General features: G+C 69.3%; 16 protein-coding genes. 9 read left to right on the forward strand and 7 right to left on the reverse strand.

Annotation, left to right across the window (positions count from 1 at the left end):
• Positions 1-2: 2 nt before the first annotated feature.
• Complete coding sequence (locus tag BO226_RS03130) at positions 3-737, reverse strand: hypothetical protein (protein WP_006554327.1); 735 nt, start codon at positions 735-737, stop codon at positions 3-5.
• A gap of 57 nt (positions 738-794) precedes the next feature.
• Here BO226_RS03130 and BO226_RS03135 point away from each other — a divergent pair, with 57 nt between their 5' ends.
• Both BO226_RS03135 and BO226_RS03140 read left to right on the forward strand, forming a co-directional pair.
• Positions 795-1655 carry an AraC family transcriptional regulator gene (locus BO226_RS03135; RefSeq protein ID WP_033097311.1) on the forward strand — a complete coding sequence of 287 codons (861 nt, stop codon included), beginning with the start codon at positions 795-797 and terminating at the stop codon, positions 1653-1655.
• Positions 1652-2116 carry a VOC family protein gene (locus BO226_RS03140; RefSeq protein WP_006554329.1) on the forward strand — a complete coding sequence of 155 codons (465 nt, stop codon included), beginning with the start codon at positions 1652-1654 and terminating at the stop codon, positions 2114-2116. Before BO226_RS03135 ends, BO226_RS03140 begins: the two co-directional genes overlap by 4 nt.
• 32 nt (positions 2117-2148) lie before the next feature.
• On the opposite strand, the gene BO226_RS03145 is transcribed toward BO226_RS03140, so the two are convergent.
• Together BO226_RS03145 and BO226_RS03150 are read right to left on the reverse strand one after the other, a co-directional pair.
• Entirely contained in the window at positions 2149-3168 is a 1020-nt protein-coding gene (locus BO226_RS03145) for a glutathione S-transferase family protein (protein ID WP_006554330.1), read from the reverse strand.
• 25 nt (positions 3169-3193) lie between these two features.
• Positions 3194-3889 carry a hypothetical protein gene (locus tag BO226_RS03150; RefSeq protein WP_024103467.1) on the reverse strand — a complete coding sequence of 232 codons (696 nt, stop codon included), beginning with the start codon at positions 3887-3889 and terminating at the stop codon, positions 3194-3196.
• Positions 3890-3983: 94 nt separating this feature from the next.
• On the opposite strand from BO226_RS03150, the gene BO226_RS03155 reads away from it, so the two are divergent.
• The 4 genes from BO226_RS03155 to BO226_RS03170 all read left to right on the forward strand — a co-directional run bounded on the left by BO226_RS03155 (position 3984) and on the right by BO226_RS03170 (position 8486).
• Positions 3984-5459 carry an MFS transporter gene (locus BO226_RS03155; protein ID WP_024103468.1) on the forward strand — a complete coding sequence of 492 codons (1476 nt, stop codon included), beginning with the start codon at positions 3984-3986 and terminating at the stop codon, positions 5457-5459.
• Between the two features lie 133 nt (positions 5460-5592).
• Positions 5593-6636, forward strand: coding sequence for a class I adenylate-forming enzyme family protein (locus tag BO226_RS03160; protein ID WP_006553915.1), 1044 nt, complete (start codon positions 5593-5595; stop codon positions 6634-6636).
• A 78-nt stretch (positions 6637-6714) separates the two neighbouring features.
• Positions 6715-7476: a crotonase/enoyl-CoA hydratase family protein gene (locus tag BO226_RS03165; RefSeq protein WP_024103470.1), complete on the forward strand. Its 762-nt coding sequence runs from the start codon at positions 6715-6717 to the stop codon at positions 7474-7476.
• A gap of 77 nt (positions 7477-7553) precedes the next feature.
• Entirely contained in the window at positions 7554-8486 is a 933-nt protein-coding gene (locus BO226_RS03170; protein ID WP_019288092.1) for an adenosine deaminase, read from the forward strand.
• A gap of 27 nt (positions 8487-8513) precedes the next feature.
• Here BO226_RS03170 and BO226_RS03175 read toward each other — a convergent pair whose 3' ends face one another.
• Positions 8514-9821: a D-arabinono-1,4-lactone oxidase gene (locus tag BO226_RS03175; protein WP_033097315.1), complete on the reverse strand. Its 1308-nt coding sequence runs from the start codon at positions 9819-9821 to the stop codon at positions 8514-8516.
• 76 nt (positions 9822-9897) lie between these two features.
• On the opposite strand from BO226_RS03175, the gene BO226_RS03180 reads away from it, so the two are divergent.
• Genes BO226_RS03180 through BO226_RS03190 form a run of 3 tightly spaced genes read left to right on the forward strand, consistent with a single transcriptional unit; the run spans position 9898 to position 12468 of the window.
• Positions 9898-10542: a TetR/AcrR family transcriptional regulator gene (locus BO226_RS03180; protein ID WP_024103473.1), complete on the forward strand. Its 645-nt coding sequence runs from the start codon at positions 9898-9900 to the stop codon at positions 10540-10542.
• A 30-nt stretch (positions 10543-10572) separates the two neighbouring features.
• On the forward strand, positions 10573-11766 hold the full coding sequence (locus BO226_RS03185) for an alanine racemase (protein ID WP_006553919.1): 1194 nt from the start codon (positions 10573-10575) through the stop codon (positions 11764-11766).
• 27 nt (positions 11767-11793) lie between these two features.
• Positions 11794-12468 (forward strand): alpha/beta hydrolase, encoded by a 675-nt coding sequence (locus BO226_RS03190; RefSeq protein ID WP_019288094.1) that lies wholly within the window; start codon positions 11794-11796, stop codon positions 12466-12468.
• A gap of 28 nt (positions 12469-12496) precedes the next feature.
• Here the strand turns inward: BO226_RS03190 and BO226_RS03195 are convergent, their stop codons facing one another.
• The 3 genes from BO226_RS03195 to BO226_RS03205 form a co-directional block, all read right to left on the reverse strand.
• Positions 12497-14299: an AMP-dependent synthetase/ligase gene (locus tag BO226_RS03195; RefSeq protein WP_019288095.1), complete on the reverse strand. Its 1803-nt coding sequence runs from the start codon at positions 14297-14299 to the stop codon at positions 12497-12499.
• 151 nt (positions 14300-14450) lie between these two features.
• Entirely contained in the window at positions 14451-15161 is a 711-nt protein-coding gene (locus tag BO226_RS03200; RefSeq protein ID WP_024103477.1) for a phosphoribosyltransferase, read from the reverse strand.
• A gap of 39 nt (positions 15162-15200) precedes the next feature.
• Complete coding sequence (locus tag BO226_RS03205; protein WP_071934585.1) at positions 15201-16502, reverse strand: TrpB-like pyridoxal phosphate-dependent enzyme; 1302 nt, start codon at positions 16500-16502, stop codon at positions 15201-15203.
• Positions 16503-16548 lie beyond the last annotated feature (46 nt).

Consider the following 16548-nt stretch of genomic DNA (forward strand, 5'->3'; position numbering starts at 1 on the left):
GGTCAGTCCTTCGGGACCGGAACACCGGTGTCGAGCGCCGGTGCCTCTCCGCTCGCCGGGAGGACGGGACGTGCGACGGGCCACGCGGCCGGCGGTGGACCGAAGGCGTCGCGGGCGTTCTGGATCGTGCGCTTGCCCAGCGCACGGTTGCCGACGCCACCGATCGCGGCGCCGATACCAGCGGGGACGAGCTTGCCGATCAGCAGCGGACTGCGCTTGGCGAAGTACCGGCGGATGAATTTCTTGACCAGGGAATTGTTCAGCGTCTTCAGCTGGGTGCCGCCCGCGCCGGTGGTCAGCGCCTTGGGCCAGTTGCGCAGCGACGCGCCGGTCGCGGTCGCGACGATCTCCCGGCCGGCGTCACCGAGGGAGACGGCGAGCACCAGCGCGCGGCGCTGCTCGTGGTTGTGGGGTTCGATCCCGTGCACCGATGCGATGGCCAGGGTGAGCAGCGCGGACGCCTCGAAGAAGAAGGCCGTCTCGGCGCCGACCGCGCCGATGGCCGCGAGTGTCCCGATGCCGGGGAAGGCTGCGGTCGCGCCCGCCGCGGACCCGCTGCCGGTGACGGTCAGCAGGAACTGCTTCTCGAGCCGCTCGATGATCTGCGCCGGGGACTCGTCGGGGTGCGAGCGCCGCATGAGATCGACGTACTTGGCCACCGCAGGGCCCTGCAGCCTCGCGCCGTTGTCCAGCATCTTGACGATAAAGGCCTCTGCGACGCCTGCCTTGTTGCTCATCGTGCCCCTGTTCTCCGGTGCTCTTGTCTTCCGGACTGCTCTCACTACGCTGGTGCCATGACCGGGTCCGCAGTCGGTGAGTCTGACGGCGCCAGGCGGCGTCCGACACCCCTGCTGACACCCTACGTACGGTCGTACGAGGGGTATCGGCTCGACGGTTTCCCGTCGGGGACCCATCTGGGTATGCCCTCTCCGGAGGTCACCGTAATCCTCACGATCTCCGAACCCGTCGAACTCTCGCGGGGCGACGGACGGTGCCCGGAACGTTTCGATGCGCTCGCCGGAGGGTTGTCGACGCAACCGGTGCCCATCGTCCACCACGGCCGGCAGCACGGGATCCAACTCGCGCTCACCCCCGCGGGTGCGCGCGCCCTGCTGGGTGTGCCCGCCGCCGCGCTCGGGCCGTGGGCCGTCGATCTCGAGGACGTCATCGGCGCCGACGGCCGGGAGTTGTTCGACCGGATCTCCGCGGTCGAATCGTGGGACGAGCGGTTCGCCGTCCTCGACCGGATTCTCACCCGCCGCCTGGTCGCCGCACGGTCGACGAGTCCGGACGGGCACCTCGTCCACGCCTGGCACCTGCTCGTGACGCACCCGGCTCGCCCGGTCCGCGCTGTTGCGGACGAACTCGGATGGAGCAGGCGACACCTCGCGAACCGGTGCGCCGCCGAGTTCGGACTGTCCCCGAAGGACGTGGCCCGGGTGGCGCGCTTCGACCGGTCGCGACGGATGCTGCGGGCCGACCCCGGCCGCCGCCTCGCCGATGTCGCCGCCGAGTGCGGCTTCTACGACCAGGCGCATCTCGCCCGCGACTGGCGCGATCTGGCGGGCGTCCCGCCGTCGCGGTGGCTCGAGGACGAGGTGTTCCCATTCGTCCAAGACGACCGGGGGGTTCCGGGCCGACACTCGGAGACATGACGAACACAACGAATTCCACGCAGCAGTCGACCACCCTCACACCCACCGTCGACACGGTGTGGCCGTGCTTCGCCTACACCGACGCCCGGGGCGCGATCCGTTTCCTCGTGGACACCCTCGGGTTCGCCGAAGCGGAGGTCTACGGGGAAGGGGATCGCGTCGACCACGCAGCCCTGCTCTGGCCGCACGGCGGAGGGGTCATGCTCGGCTCGACCGGTCGCGGGTCGCCGCTCGACCAGCACGCCGACAGGGGCGCCGCCTATCTCGTGCTTCCCGACGACGTCACCGTCGATGCCCTGTACGAGAGGGTGCTCGCCTCGGCGCAGGCGGAGGACCCGGCGGTCCGCGCGACCGTGACCGTCGAACTCCGCGACGAGGACTACGGATCGCACGGGTTCACCTGCCGAGACCCGCACGGTGTGTACTGGACGATCGGCACCTACCGGCCCCGCCGGCCGTAGGAACCGTCGCAGGGGGTCAGCGTCGCAGGGGATCAGCGGGCGACCGTGCCGTGCCCTTCGGGGACTACCTCGCTCGGACGCGGCGGGGGCGGCGGTGTGCCGTCCCCGAACGGCCGCCCGCCGAGCGCCTCACGGCCGTGCGGATCGAGCCAGTTCGACAGGTCCGGTCCCTTCGGCACGATGCCCGTGGGATTGACGTCGGTGTGCACGAGGTAGTAGTGCTGCTTGATCTGAACGAAGTCGATGGTGTCGCCGAAGCCGGGTGTCTGGAACAGATCGCGCGCGTAGGCCCACAGCGCCGGGAAGTCCGCCAGCCGGTTCCGGTTGCACTTGAAGTGCCCGTGGTAGACAGGATCGAACCGGACGAGCGTGGTGAACAGGCGCACGTCGGCCTCGGTGATGGTCTCGCCCACGAGATAGCGCTGCGCCCCGAGGCGTTCCTCGAGCCAGTCGAGGCGGGCGAAGAGACGGTCGAAGGCCTTGTCGTAGGACTCCTGCGAACCGGCGAAACCGCACCGGTACACGCCGTTGTTGACGTCCTGGTAGACGAGCTCGGCCACCTCGTCGATCTCGCCTCGTAGCTCCTCGGGATACAGATCCGGGGCGCCCTCGCGGTGGAACTGCGTCCACTCGGTGGAGAAGTCGAGGGTGATCTGCGGATAGTCGTTCGTCACGACCTGCCCGGTGGGCACGTCGACGACGGCCGGGACGGTGATGCCGCGGTCGTATCCGGGGAATCGCGCGAAGTACGCGTCCTGCAGTCGCGGGATGCCGAGGACGGGGTCGACCCCGCCCGGGTCGAGATCGAACGTCCAGCTGCGCTCGTCGTGCGTCGGGCCGCACAGTCCCAGCGACAGAGCGTCCTCGAGACCGAGCAGCCGCCGCACGATGAGGGTGCGGTTGGCCCACGGGCACGCCCGGGCGGCGACGAGCCGGTACCGCCCCGACTCGACGGGATAGCCGTCGCGCCCGTCCGCGGTGATGCGGGTTCGGATGTAGTTGGTGTCGCGGGCGAACTCCGCACCCGGCTCGACGTACTTGTTCTCGGTCACCTACGCATCCTTCCGTGCACACTCGTCACTTCCCGGGGGGAACCCGAACCGTCACGAGGGTTCCCCAGATGTCGTATCCCGACACCGCCGCGACCGTCCGGGCACCGCGGTTGTCGCGGCGCATGCGGGCCAGCGGGACGAGTCCGGCGTCGAGCGCGTCGTGGGTCGCCAGCGTCGCGACCGTCGAGGCGAGCCCGAGCCGGCGCGCCGGCGGTGTCGTCAGCACCCGCACATCGGCCAGCAACGACCCGAGTTCGCTGTAGGCCGCGCCGGCGAGGGGACGGTGATCGTCGTCGAGCAATACGAACACGCGCGACGGCCCGGTCGGCGACAGTTCGGCCTCGGTGACGTCGTCGGGCGGGCAGCACCGCAGCAGTTCGGCGAGGTCCTCGGGGTCGTCGGAGATGAGCGGGTTCTCGACGCGTGTCGCGTCGATCCAGTCGGTGCACAGGGCGAGGATCTCCGTGCGACCCGCGTGGCCTGCGACGACGAGCTCGGCGTTCGGGGCATCGATCTCGGCCGGGTCGGGTTCGGCCGCGAGGCGGGAGACCGCGGCGTCGGGTCCGACGATCGCGGTGGCGCGCCCCACGGCGAGCAGTCGGACGTCGCGGAACGAGTCGTCGACACGCGTCACGCACCCGGGTTCGACGAGTGCGCCGTCGGGTAGGCCCAGTGCACGACACCACGCGAGGGCGGCGATGCTCGAGATGTGCGGGTCCACCCCGCTACCGTAGACCGCCGACGAGGGGAGAGGTCCGGTGAGCGACGACAGCGGGGTGGACACGCGCGAACGCGGGTCCGATGTGGCGGTGGAGATGTCCGACGGTGCCCGCTGGGCGGCGTTGGGCGCTCTGTGCCTGGGCTTCTTCATGATCCTGGTGGACAGCACGATCGTCGCCGTCGCCAACCCGGCGATCATGCGGACCTTCGGGGCCGACATCGCCGCCGTCGTGTGGGTCACGAGCGCCTATCTGCTCGCCTACGCGGTGCCGCTGCTCGTGACGGGCCGCCTCGGCGACCGCTTCGGTCAGCGCCGGGTCTACCTCTGCGGGCTGGTGCTGTTCACGATCGCGTCGTTGTGGTGCGGTTTCTCTTCGACGATCGAGATGCTCATCGTCGCCCGCGTGTTCCAGGGATTCGGCGCGGCGCTCATGTCGCCGCAGACCATGGCCGTGGTGACCCGGATCTTCCCGCGTGAGCGGCGCGGGACCGCGATGGGCCTGTGGGGCGCCGTGGCCGGGGTCGCGACGCTCGTCGGGCCGCTGGCCGGCGGTGTCCTGGTCGACGGGCTGGGCTGGGAATGGATCTTCTTCGTGAACGTGCCCGTCGGGATCGTCGGGTTCGCGCTCGCAGTGCGGTACGTGCCGGTGCTGCCCACGAGCCCGCACCGGTTCGACGTGCTCGGCATGCTGCTCAGCGGCGCCGGCCTGTTCTGCCTCGTGTTCGGGATCCAGGAGGGCAACTCGTTCGAGTGGACCGCCCGCGTGTGGGTGCTGATCGGACTGGGCATCGTGTTGCTCGTCGTGTTCGTCGTCCAGCAGTCGCGCAACCGCGGTGAACCGCTCGTACCGCTGTCGCTGTTCCGGGACCGCAACTTCGGGTTGGCGAACATCGGTATCGCGACGATGGGTTTCGCCATCACCGGCGTCATGCTGCCGATCATGTTCTACGCCCAGTCGGTGCGCGGTCTGAGCCCGACCGGCGCCGCGATGCTCATGGTGCCGATGGCGGTCTTCAGTGGTGTGCTCGCGCCGCTCGTGGGCAGGCTCGTCGACCGGGTCCATCCGCGGCTGATCGCCGGTACCGGCTTCTCGCTGCTCACGATCGGGCTGGGTTGGCTCGCGCTGGTGATGACCCCCGACGCGGAGATCTGGCAGTTGCTGCTGCCGATCGCCCTGATCGGGGTGGCGAACGCGGGCATCTGGTCGCCGCTCTCGGCCACCGCGACGAACGGTCTCGCACCGAGCCGGGCCGGGGCGGGTTCCGGTGTGTACAACACGACGCGTCAGGTGGGCGCGGTGATGGGGAGTGCCGCTCTCGGTGCGATCATGGCGGCGCGGTTGAGCGCCAACGGTGTCGGCGGGGGAGGAGGGGCGCCGGAGATGGAGACGTCCGGCTCCGTCCTGCCGGAGCCCCTGCACGAACCGTTCGCCGCGGCGATGGCCGAATCGTTGTGGCTTCCCGCCGGCATCCTGCTCATCGGGCTCGTGGCCGCGCTCGCCTTCGACCGTCCCGCGAGCCAGAAGGAACAGCGTGCCGCCGAGGAGCGTTCGGCGGCAGCGAGCGCCTGACGGACGTTCCAGCGACCACCCTGCGGCACCTTCCCCGGTTGTCCGTGACCCGCCGTTTCCTCACATGGCTGTGATCCACGCCATATAGTGCAGGCACGCACGCCGGGTGGGAGGTGGCATGTCGGTGGCCGTAGTGGAAATTCCGGCAGGGAGTCGTTGGCTCCGGGACGATCGGGTCACTCGCCGCGACAGCGGCATCCTCCAGTACGACTGCCTGGAGCCGTGCATCGCCGAGCTGCTCGATCGGAGTGCGTTGCGTTTCGCGAACCGCGTCGCGGTGGTCGACCGATGCGGCCGCGCACTCACCTACCGCGAACTGTGGGCCGCCGCCGCCCGCGTCGCCGGTGGTCTCCTCGATCAGGGGGTCGGCCCCACCGACCGGGTGGTCGTCTGTCAGCCGAACGGGGTCCGTTGGCTGATCGGGTTCCTGGGCGTGGTCCTTGCCGGAGGTGTTCCGGTGCTCCCCGACCCGAGCTGCAGCCCCGAGGAAACGGCGGAGATCGGGGTCCACAGCGGTGCGGTTCTCACCCTGGACTCCGATCTGCCCGACGGTGTCGCCTTCCTCGACGGAGGTGCGTCACCGGACGAGCTCGCGGTGCTCTACTACGTGCGCGTCGCCGGTGGTGGACTGCGCGGCGTCGAACTGACGAACACCAACGTGCTGTCGACGATCGAGGCCGTCGCCCACGCAATGGATCTCGTCGGCGACGGCGTACGGACCGTGCTGACGGCGCCGCTGTCCACGGCGGTCGGATGCAGCGTCCAGTTGCTGCCCACCCTCGCCTCCGGGGGAACCGTCGTGGTCTCGGGATCGCGCGTGATCCGCGCACCGTGGCGGCACCTCCGCGCAGCTTTCCCCACCTCGCGGTGTGTGCGGGGCTGGGGAGTCGCCGAGACGGGAGGGATCGGTCTGCTGCTGCCTTCGGAACACCGCTCCCGCCATCCCCGCAGTGTCGGAGTGCCGTTCGGAGGGATCGAGATCGCGCTGCTCGGGCCCGATGCCGAACACGGTGTCGGCGAACTGCTCTGTCGCGGACCGAGCGTGGCCCGCCGCTATTGGCGCGATCCGTGCGCCACGGACGAGACGTTCACGGAGGACGGCTGGTTCCGCACGGGCGATCAGGTGCGCATCGACGACGAGGGCTTCGTCGATCAGATCGCCGTCCGGGTGTCGTGAACCCTGCAACGGGTTCCCGTCCGGTATACAGCCTGTAACCCGATGAACCGGCATTTTTCGTAGTGGAGAGGTGTGTCCATGTCCGACGTAGTCCTGCTCGAACGACGCGATCGCGTTCTCGTCATCACCATCAACCGACCCGAGGCGCGCAACGCCGTCAACGCCGCCGTGAGCCACGCGCTCGCCGAGGCGGTCGACCAGCTCGACAGCGACGACTCCCTGTCGGTCGGTGTGCTCACCGGCGCCGGCGGCAACTTCTGCGCGGGCATGGACCTCAAGGCGTTCGTCGCAGGCGAGAACGTGGTCGTGCCCGGTAAGGGTCTCGGCTTCACGGAGGCGCCGCCGCGCAAGCCGCTCATCTCCGCCGTCGAAGGATTCGCCCTCGCCGGCGGAACCGAACTCGTCCTGGCCACCGACCTCGTCGTCGCCGCGAAGGACGCGAAGTTCGGCATCCCGGAGGTCAAGCGCGGCCTCGTCGCCGGTGGCGGTGGCCTGCTGCGCCTGCCGTCGCGCATCCCTTACCAGAAGGCCCTCGAACTCGCCCTCACCGGGGACGCGTTCACCGCCGAGGAAGGCTACGGATACGGTTTCGTCAATCGTCTCACCGAACCCGGTGGGGCACTCGAGGGTGCATTCGAACTGGCCGAGCGCATCACAGCGAACGGACCGCTCGCCGTGGCGGCGACCAAGGAGATCATCGTCCGCTCGGCCGACTGGTCGAGCGACGAAGCATTCGCGAAGCAGATGGAGATCATGGCGCCCGTGTTCACCTCGGAGGACGCGCGTGAAGGCGCCACCGCATTCGCCGAGAAGCGACCCCCTGTGTGGAAGGGTCGCTGAGCTCCGGTGTGGAAGGGTCGCTGAGCTCCGGTGTGGAAGGGTCGCTGAAAGACCGAACGAGAGATGACGAGGATCAGGTGACCGACGGGTTCGCAGAACTGCACGTACACATCGAGGGCACGCTCGAACCCGAGCTGATCCTCGCCCTCGCCGAGCGGAACCGCATCGAGTTGCCCTATCGCGATCTCGACGATCTGCGCAGCCGCTACGAGTTCACCGATCTGCAGTCGTTCCTCGACCTGTACTACGCGAACATGGAGGTCCTGCGCACCGCGCAGGACTTCGCCGACCTCGCCCGCGCCTATTTCGCTCGTGCGGCGCGGGCGGGTGTCACCCACGCGGAGTTCTTCTTCGATCCGCAGGCCCACACCTCGCGCGGTGTCCCGCTGCCAGAGGTCGTAGCCGGGCTCTCCGACGCGGTCGCCGGGGCACACCGGGAGTTCGGGGTCGATGCGGCGATGATCGCGTCGATCGTGCGCGATCGCCCCGTGCCCGAAGCGCATGAGGTGTTCGGCGAACTGCTGCGCCTCGGTGCGCCGATCATCGCTCTCGGCCTGGACTCGGCGGAGGTCGGTCACCCGCCGTCACTGTTCGAGGACGTCTTCGCGCGGGCGCGGGCCGAAGGGCTGCACATCACCGCGCACGCGGGGGAGGAGGGACCTCCGGAGTATGTTCGGCAGGCGCTCGATCTGCTCGGCGCCGAGCGCATCGACCACGGCATCCGCTCGCTCGAGGATCCCGAACTCGTCGCGCGCCTGGTCGACGAGAGCATTCCCCTCACCGTCTGCCCGTTCTCGAATGTCCGCCTCCGCGTGGTGGATACGCTCGCCGACCATCCGCTGCGCCGCATGCTCGAGGCGGGCCTGTCGGTGAGCGTGCACTCGGACGATCCCGCCTATTTCGGTGGTTACGTCGACGACAACCTCGCAGGGCTGAAGGATCAGCTCGGTCTGACCGATGCCGAACGGGATGTGCTCCGGCGCAATTCGTGGGACGCCGCCTTCCTCTGAGTCCGTCCGGGTGAGTCGGCTCGGGCGTCATTCGCCCAGGACGCGGCGCAGATACGGGTTCGTGAAGGTGCGGTGCGGATCCACGCGGTCGCGCACGGCGAGGAAGTCGTCGAACCGAGGGTAGAGCTCGCGTAGAGCGTCCGCGGTCAGGGAATGGAGCTTGCCCCAGTGCGGGCGTCCCTGCGCGGCGCGCAGGATCGGCTCGACACCGTCGAAGTAGGGCGTGTGGTCGCGCCGATGGTACTGGTGCACGGCCACATAGGCGGTATCGCGGCCCTGCGCCGTGGACAACCAGACATCGTCGCCCTGCGCGAACCGCACCTCCACCGGAAAACCGACACGAACGTCCGTGCGCTGCAGCCACGCATCGATCTCGCGCAGAACCGCTGGAAGGTGCTCGGCGGGGAGCGCGTACTCCATCTCCCGGAACCGCACCCGGCGGGTGGAGGCGAACACCCGGTAACTGCGGTCGACGAAGGTGCGCGGGGACAACGCCCGGGACGCGACCCGGTTCAGCGCCGGGATGGTGGCGGGAACCCGCGTCCCGACCTGCTGGAGGAGTGCGAAGGCGCCGTTGGAGAGCAGTTCGTCGTCGAGGAGGGTGCGCACCCGCCCGACCGGCTGCACCGGTGCCTCACCGGGGAGGCGGGTGTTGCGTTTGATGAGCACGCCGTCGGTGTGTGGGAACCAGTAGAACTCGAAATGGTCGACACCGCTTCGCAGTTCGTCGAGGACATCGAGTGTGGTGCGGAGCGACGAGGGGGCTTCTTCTGCGCGCAGGCGGAATGCGGGGACACAATCGAGCGTCACGGTCGCGAGCACGCCGAGGGCGCCGAGGCCGAGTCGGGCGGCCTCGAACAGGTCGGGCTCGTGCTCGGGGGAGCAGTCGACGATCCGGCCGTCGGCGAGCACGATCGTCGCGCCGCACACGGCTGCTGCCAGTCCGCGGAAGGTCGCGCCGGTGCCGTGGGTGCCGGTCGAGATCGCGCCGGCGACGGACTGCACGTCGATGTCGCCGAGATTCGGTACGGCGAGGCCCTGTGCCCACAGCAGGTCGCCCAGGCCGCGCAGTCGCGTCCCCGCCCGCACGGTGACGCGCGCGCCGGTGGCCGACGGTTCCACCGCGACGAGACCGGACATCCGGTCGAGCGAGATGAGCGTGCCGTCGGTGACGGCCGCGCCGGTGAACGAGTGCCCGGCGCCCACGGCCTTGACATGTTCGCCCTGCTCGGAGGCGCGGACGACGACGCGCGCGAGGTCGTCGGTGCTGCCGGGGGTCTCGAAACGGCGAGGTGCCGCACTCTCGGTGCGAGCCCAATTGTGCCAGGTGGCCATGCCTCATCTTCGACCTGGACAAGCGTCCAAGTCAACACCTGCTCGTGAACCTTTCCCGACCTCTACCATCAGGGTCATGCCGAATCGGTTGCCTGCTGACGAGCGCCGCGCCCAACTCGTGGCAGCAGCACTGGAACTGGCGGAGGGCGGGGGAGTCGGAGCCGTCACGGTCCGCGCCGTCGCCGAGAAGGCCGGAGTGTCACTGGGCGTTGTCCACTACTGTTTCGACAGCAAGGAAGCCCTCGTCGTCGCCATGGCGAACGCCGTCGTCGGCGAACTCGCCGGAGCCATGCACGCGGCCTTCGATGTGCCCGAGGACGCGCAGCAGACCGGCGGCGTCGACTGTCTCCGCTCGATGCTCCACACCGGCCTTCGCTCCATGTGGTCGACGATCGAATCCACGCCGGGGCTGCAGACCCTCACCTACGAGATCACCGCCTACTCGCTCCGGCAGCGCACCGATGGCAGTCCCGCCGGCGGCGACATCGCCGTGGAGCAGTACCGCCTGATGGACAAGCAGGCCCAGTTGTTCCTCGACACCTGCGCCGAGCGGTGCGGCGTCGAATGGTCGCTGCCCACTTCGACGCTCGCACGACTGTCGTTGTCCGTGCTCGACGGCGTCGTGCTCCGGTGGCTCGTCGATCGCGACGGCGAGGCGGCCACGGCCGAACTGGGAGTCGTCGCCGACATCATCGCGACCCGTGCCGTAGAACGTTCCTGACCCGACCCGACCTTTTCGAAAGGATCGCCCGTGCTCCGTGCTGCTTCCGTTCACGACGCCGCCCTCGACCGGGTGCACGCGGCGACGGCCGACCTCGACCCGCCGTTCGCCGCCGTCGATCTGCCCACCCTGCGGCGCAACGCCGACGACCTGATCCGCCGCGCGAACGGTGTGCCCGTGCGGGTCGCGAGCAAATCGGTGCGCTGTCGTGCCGTCCTCGCCGAGGTCCTCGGCCCGGAACTGACCACCCGCGGCGGTTTTCGCGGCATCATGGCGTACTCGCTACGGGAGGCGCTGTGGCTCGTCGAGCACGGAGCGCGCGACATCCTGATGGGCTACCCCACGGTCGACCGGGCGGCGCTCGGGAAACTCGCGGTGTCGCCGGACGCGGTGCAGGCGATCACGCTCATGGTCGATTCGGCCGAGCACCTCGACATCATCCGTACGGCTTTGGGGAAGAACACTTTCCGGACGAAGGTCTGCCTGGACATCGATGCGTCGTTGCGGGTGGGTCCGCTCCATCTCGGTGTGCGCCGTTCTCCGCTGCGCGACCCGGAGGCAGCCTCCGGCCTGGCCCGTCGCGCCGACGCCGCCGGATTCGACGTCGTCGGAGTGATGTTCTACGAGGCCCAGATCGCGGGCCTGCCCGACTCGTCGCTGCCGGTACGGCTCGTCAAGGGACTGTCGGCGCGGGATCTCTCCTCGCGCCGCCGCGCCGTGGTGGAGGCCGTGCGTGCGGTCGTGGGTGACCTCGAACTGGTCAACGGTGGCGGAACCGGCTCGCTCGAGGTGACCACCGCCGATCGTGTCGTCACCGAGGCCACCGCGGGATCGGGGCTGTACGTGCCCACACTGTTCGACGGCTACCGGGCGTTCACCCCGAACCCGTCGATGTTCTTCGCGCTGCCTGCCGTACGCAAACCGTCACCGTCGGTCACGACGTTGTTCGGCGGCGGGTACATCGCGTCCGGCCCGACCGGCGCCTCGCGGGTGCCGCGCCCGGTCCGTCCTGCGGGATTGAAGTTGCTGGGGACGGAAGGTGCCGGCGAGGTGCAGACCCCGGTGCGCGGTCGCGCTGCGGCGTCGATCCCCGTCGGGGGACGGGTGTGGTTCCGCCACGCGAAGGCCGGCGAACTGTGCGAGAGGTTCGACCGGGTGTACCTCGTCGACGAGAACGGACGCACCGAGGTTCCCACCTATCGCGGTGAGGGCGGCTGCTGGTGACCTTCCGGCTCCGGCCACAATGAGGCCATGCCGTTGACGTTCTTCCCCGGGTCGGTCGGCCGGGTCCACTGGCGGTGCCGGACCGTCGACGACGCGAGAGCCGGTGTGGTGTTCGCGCACGGCTTCGGGCAGCACACCGGGCACTACCACCGTTTCGCCTCCGGCCTCGCCGCCCACGGCATCGCGTGGTGGGGACTCGACCTCGCCGGACACGGGCTCTCCGAAGGAGAACCCGGCTCACCGGGCAACGTCGAGTTCCACGCCGAGGACTTCGGCGTGCTCACCGGCCTCGCCGCCGAGTCCGGTCTGCCGCTGGTGGTGATGGGCCATTCGCTGGGGGCGGCGACGGTCCTGACGGCGCTGGATGCCGATCCCTCCGGTGGTAGCCGCCTCGCGGGCGTCGTGCTGTGCGGTACGCCGCGCACCGCGGCCCTGCCGGAGACGGCCGAAGCGCTCGGCGCGAGCGACCTGCCGGTCCTGCTGGTCCACGGCGTCGACGACCGACTGGCCCCCATCGACCCGGTACGCGAGTGGGCGTCGTCGCTGCCCGGGGCACAGTGGTGCGAGTATTCCGATGCCGGGCACGACCTGTTGCACGAACCCGTACATCGCAGGGTGACTTCGGATATTGCCGCGTTCGTGGGCGACGTGGCCGGCCGGATTCCCAGATTCCCCGAGAAACGACCGGGCCCCTCGCGGTGACGAGGGGCCCGGTCGACGGTGTGGAACCTCAGTTGTAGATCGCTGCGATCTCGGCGCCGTGCTTGTCGTGGATGATGTTCCTCTTGAGCTTGAGCGTCGGGGTCAGCTCGCCGCTCTCGACGCTGAAATCGGTCTCGAGGAGGCGGTACTTGCGGATCGCCTCGGCCTTCGAGACCTTCTTGTTGGTCTCGGCAACCGCCTCGTCGATCTCGGCGATCAGGTCGGGGTTCTTGATCAGATCGGCGACCGTGGTTTCCGCCGGCAGACCGTGTCGCTCGAGCCAGCCCGGCAGCGCCTCCGGATCGAGGGTGATCAGCGCGCCGACGAATGGCTTGGAATCACCGACCACGATGACCTGGCTGATCAGCGGGTGGGCGCGCAGCGAATCCTCGAGGACGGCCGGGGCGACGTTCTTGCCGCCCGCGGTGACGATGAGTTCCTTCTTGCGGCCGGTGATCGAGATGAAGCCGTCCTCGTCGATCGCACCGATGTCGCCGGTGTGGAACCAGCCGTCGCGGATGGCTTCGTCGGTGGCCTTGTCGTTCTGCCAGTAGCCGTCGAACACCTGGGGGCCCCTGAGGAGGAGCTCGCCGTCCTCGGCGATCTTCGCGGCGCAGCCGTTGAACGGCGTGCCGACGGTGCCGATCTTCTGGGCGGCCGGGGTGTTCATGATGATGCCGCCGGTGGTCTCCGTCAGGCCGTAACCCTCGTAGATGGTGACGCCGACACCGCGGAAGAAGTGGCCGAGACGTGCGCCGAGTGCGGCGCCGCCCGAGACGGCCCGGGTGACGTTGCCGCCGAGCGCGGCCTTGAGCTTGCCGTAGACCAGCTTGTCGAAGACGAAGTGCTGGATCTTCAGGCCGAGGCCGGGGCCGCCGTTCTCGAGGGCCTTGCTGTACTCGATCGCGACCTCCGAGGCCTTCTCGAAGATCTTGCCCTTGCCGCCGTCGTAGGCCTTCTGCTTCGCCGAGTTGTAGACCTTCTCGAACACGCGGGGCACCGAGAGGATGAAGTTCGGCTTGAAGACCGCGAACTGGTCGAGCAGCGTCGTCAGGTCGGAGGTATGACCGACGGTGACCTTGCTGTCGAATGCCGCGAACGAGATCAGGCGCGCGAAGACGTGTGCCATCGGGATGAACAACAGGGTGCGCTGGCCCTCGTGCATCGAGTCGGGCAGGGCCAGGCCGCAGGCTGCGGACTCCGAGGCGAAGTGGCGGTGCTTGAGCTGGACGCCCTTCGGCCGGCCCGTGGTGCCGGAGGTGTAGATGAGGGTCGCCGCGGATTCGGCCGTGACCGAGTTGCGCCGTTCCTCGACCTGCTCGTCGGTGACCGCTGCGCCGCGTGCGATGAGCTCGTCGACCGCGCTCTTGCCGCCCGGCGCCGGCTCGATCTGCAGGATCTCGCGCACGGTCGGGGCGTTCTCGGCGACCTCGCGGACGGTGTCGACGTGACCGGAGTTCTCGACGATGAGCAGCTTGGTCCCGGAGTCCTCGAGGATCCACTGGGCCTGGTCGGCCGACGACGTCTCGTAGATCGCCACGGTGGCACCGCCCGCGGCCCAGATGGCGTAGTCGAGCAGGACCCATTCGTAGCGCGTCGCCGACAGGACCGCGACGCGGTCGCCGAGCTCGATACCCGACGCGATCAGGCCCTTCGCCACGGCGCGCACCTCGGATGCGAACTGGCGGGCGGTGACGGGAACCCACTTGCCGTCGACCAGTCGCTCAAACGGCACGAACTCAGGCGACTCCTTCTCGTGCCGGAAGACGCTGTCGGCCATCGACGTGTTCTCGGGAATCGAGAACGACTGTGGTACGGCAATCTCACTCACTGTGACCCCTCCATCGTTAGGTGCTGTCGGTGTGCATTGCATCACACGTCGTTGGGAAATGCATTACCCTCGGACCGCTTTGCCCCCTTTTTACAGTCCGATAGGCAGTGATCCAGGTAACAATGCTACCCGCCGGTAACGAGGATTGCCACTATCGGATCGTCTCGTCGGATTTCCCGGTACCGGAAGTACCAGTATTTCGGAGAAGGAGAATCGCTTCGTCGTCGCCGAGCTGATGGAAGTCGTCGTAGGCGGCGCCGACGCTGTCGGTGTCCACCGGCGTCCACGGGCAGATCACCTCGTCGGCCGTCCGGCCGGCCCGGCGCAGTGCGTCGGGGGAGGCCACCGGCACCGCGAGGACGACCCGGGTCGCTCCGGAGGCGCGCGCGGCGAGGCATGCCACCGCGGCCGTCGCACCTGTGGCGATGCCGTCGTCGACGACGATCGCCGTGCGGCCCTCCAGCGGCACCCGGGTGCGACCGGCACGCAGGCAATCGGCACGTCGAGCCAGTTCGGCCAGCTCGCGTCGCTCGACGGCCGCCACGGATTCGGGGGCGATCCGCCCGCGCCGGATCACGTCGTCGTTGAGGACCCGGAAGACGGCGTCCTGCGTGGTCGATTCCCCGGCGGTTCCGGGACCCGGTCCTTCGGCGATCGCGCCCATCGCGAGTTCGGGATGCCAGGGCACGCCCAGTTTGCGCACCACGAGGACGTCCAGGGGCGCATCGAGGGCTGCGGCGAGTTCACGGGCGACGGGAATGCCGCCGCGAGGTAGTGCGAGGACCACCGGGTCGGCGTCGCGCAGGTGCCCGGCCGACCGGGCGAGTCGCCGGCCTGCCTCCTCGCGTGTGGCGTACCCCACACCTCCAGTATGGGACGGTCCGCCCGGGCGGGCGAGCACTCACCGCCCGGACGGACCGGGGGGATCTCGGTCGAGCTCGCCCGACAGGTACGAGTGGTAGGCGGGCAGATCGAGCTGGCCGTGGCCGGACAGGCCGATCACGATGACCTCGGGTTCGGTGAGGCCCCGCGCGTACTCCGCGGCCGCGGCGATCGCGTGCGACGACTCCGGCGCCGGCACGATGCCCTCGTTCCGGGCGAAGAGCACCGCCGCGGAGAAGGCATCGGTCTGTGCCACGGACTGTCCCTGCACGTAGCCGAGCTCGACGGTGTGGCTGAGCAACGGCGCCATGCCGTGATATCGCAGCCCGCCGGCGTGGATCGGATCCGGGATGAAGTACTGGCCGAGGGTGTGCATCTTCAGCAGCGGGGTCAGACCCGCGATGTCACCGTGGTCGTAGCGGTACTCGCCGCGGGTGATCGACGGGCACGCCGCGGGCTCGACGGCGACGACACGCGTGGTCGCCCGCTCGTGGATGACCTCGCGCAGGAACGGGAACGACAGGCCGGCGAGGTTCGAACCGCCGCCCGCGCAACCGAAGACGACGTCGGCCTGGTCCTCACCCGCGGCCCGCAGTTGCTCCACGGCCTCGAGGCCGATGACGGTCTGGTGCAGCACCACGTGGTTGAGCACGCTGCCGAGGGTGTAGCGGGCGGCGGCGTCCTTCACTGCGACCTCCACGGCCTCCGAGACCGCGATGCCGAGCGAGCCGGGTGTGTCCGGGTGCTCGGCAAGGACGGCGCGACCGGCCTCCGTCAGGTCGGACGGGCTGGGATGTACTGTGCCGCCGTAGGTCTCGATGAGGAAGCGGCGGTAGGGCTTCGAGTCGTAGGAGGCGCGGACCTGCCACACCTCGAGATCGATACCGAACTTCGCGCACGCGAACGACAGGGCCGAACCCCACTGCCCGGCACCGGTCTCGGTGGTCAGCCGGGTGACACCGTCGATCGAGTTGTAGTACGCCTGCGCGACCGCGGAGTTGACCTTGTGGCTGCCGACCGGGCTCACGCCCTCGTACTTGACGTAGATGTGGGCCGGGGTGCCGAGGGCCTTCTCGAACGACCGCGCCCGGATCAGCGGGGTGGTGCGGTAGTTGCGGTAGGCATCGCGGACGGGTTCGGGGATCTCGATGTCCGTCTCGGTGGACAGTTCCTGTTCGATCAGGCCCTTCGCGAACAGCGGGGCGAGGTCGTCCGCCGTGATCGGTTCCTTCGTGCCGGGGTGCAGGTGCGGCGGCGGAGCGACAGGCAGGTCGCCGGCGATGTTGTACCAGTGGGTGGGAATGCTGACGGGCTCCGACACCGGGTCGTCCTTTCGGTCTGCAACGAGAACTCGTTCAGTGTGCCAA

It is taken from the genome of Rhodococcus sp. 2G (genome assembly GCF_001886355.1).
In the GTDB taxonomy this organism is placed as follows: domain Bacteria; phylum Actinomycetota; class Actinomycetes; order Mycobacteriales; family Mycobacteriaceae; genus Rhodococcus; species Rhodococcus pyridinivorans.

Excerpts from the sequence above, each read along its gene's own strand:
- BO226_RS03130 (WP_006554327.1), bottom strand. The coding sequence starts at position 737 with ATGAGCAACAAGGCAGGCGTCGCAGAGGCCTTTATCGTCAAGATGCTG.
- BO226_RS03165 (WP_024103470.1), top strand. The coding sequence starts at position 6,715 with ATGTCCGACGTAGTCCTGCTCGAACGACGCGATCGCGTTCTCGTCATC.
- BO226_RS03180 (WP_024103473.1), top strand. The coding sequence starts at position 9,898 with ATGCCGAATCGGTTGCCTGCTGACGAGCGCCGCGCCCAACTCGTGGCA.
- BO226_RS03155 (WP_024103468.1), top strand. The coding sequence starts at position 3,984 with ATGTCCGACGGTGCCCGCTGGGCGGCGTTGGGCGCTCTGTGCCTGGGC.
- BO226_RS03175 (WP_033097315.1), bottom strand. The coding sequence starts at position 9,821 with ATGGCCACCTGGCACAATTGGGCTCGCACCGAGAGTGCGGCACCTCGC.
- BO226_RS03135 (WP_033097311.1), top strand. The coding sequence starts at position 795 with ATGACCGGGTCCGCAGTCGGTGAGTCTGACGGCGCCAGGCGGCGTCCG.
- BO226_RS03190 (WP_019288094.1), top strand. The coding sequence starts at position 11,794 with ATGCCGTTGACGTTCTTCCCCGGGTCGGTCGGCCGGGTCCACTGGCGG.
- BO226_RS03140 (WP_006554329.1), top strand. The coding sequence starts at position 1,652 with ATGACGAACACAACGAATTCCACGCAGCAGTCGACCACCCTCACACCC.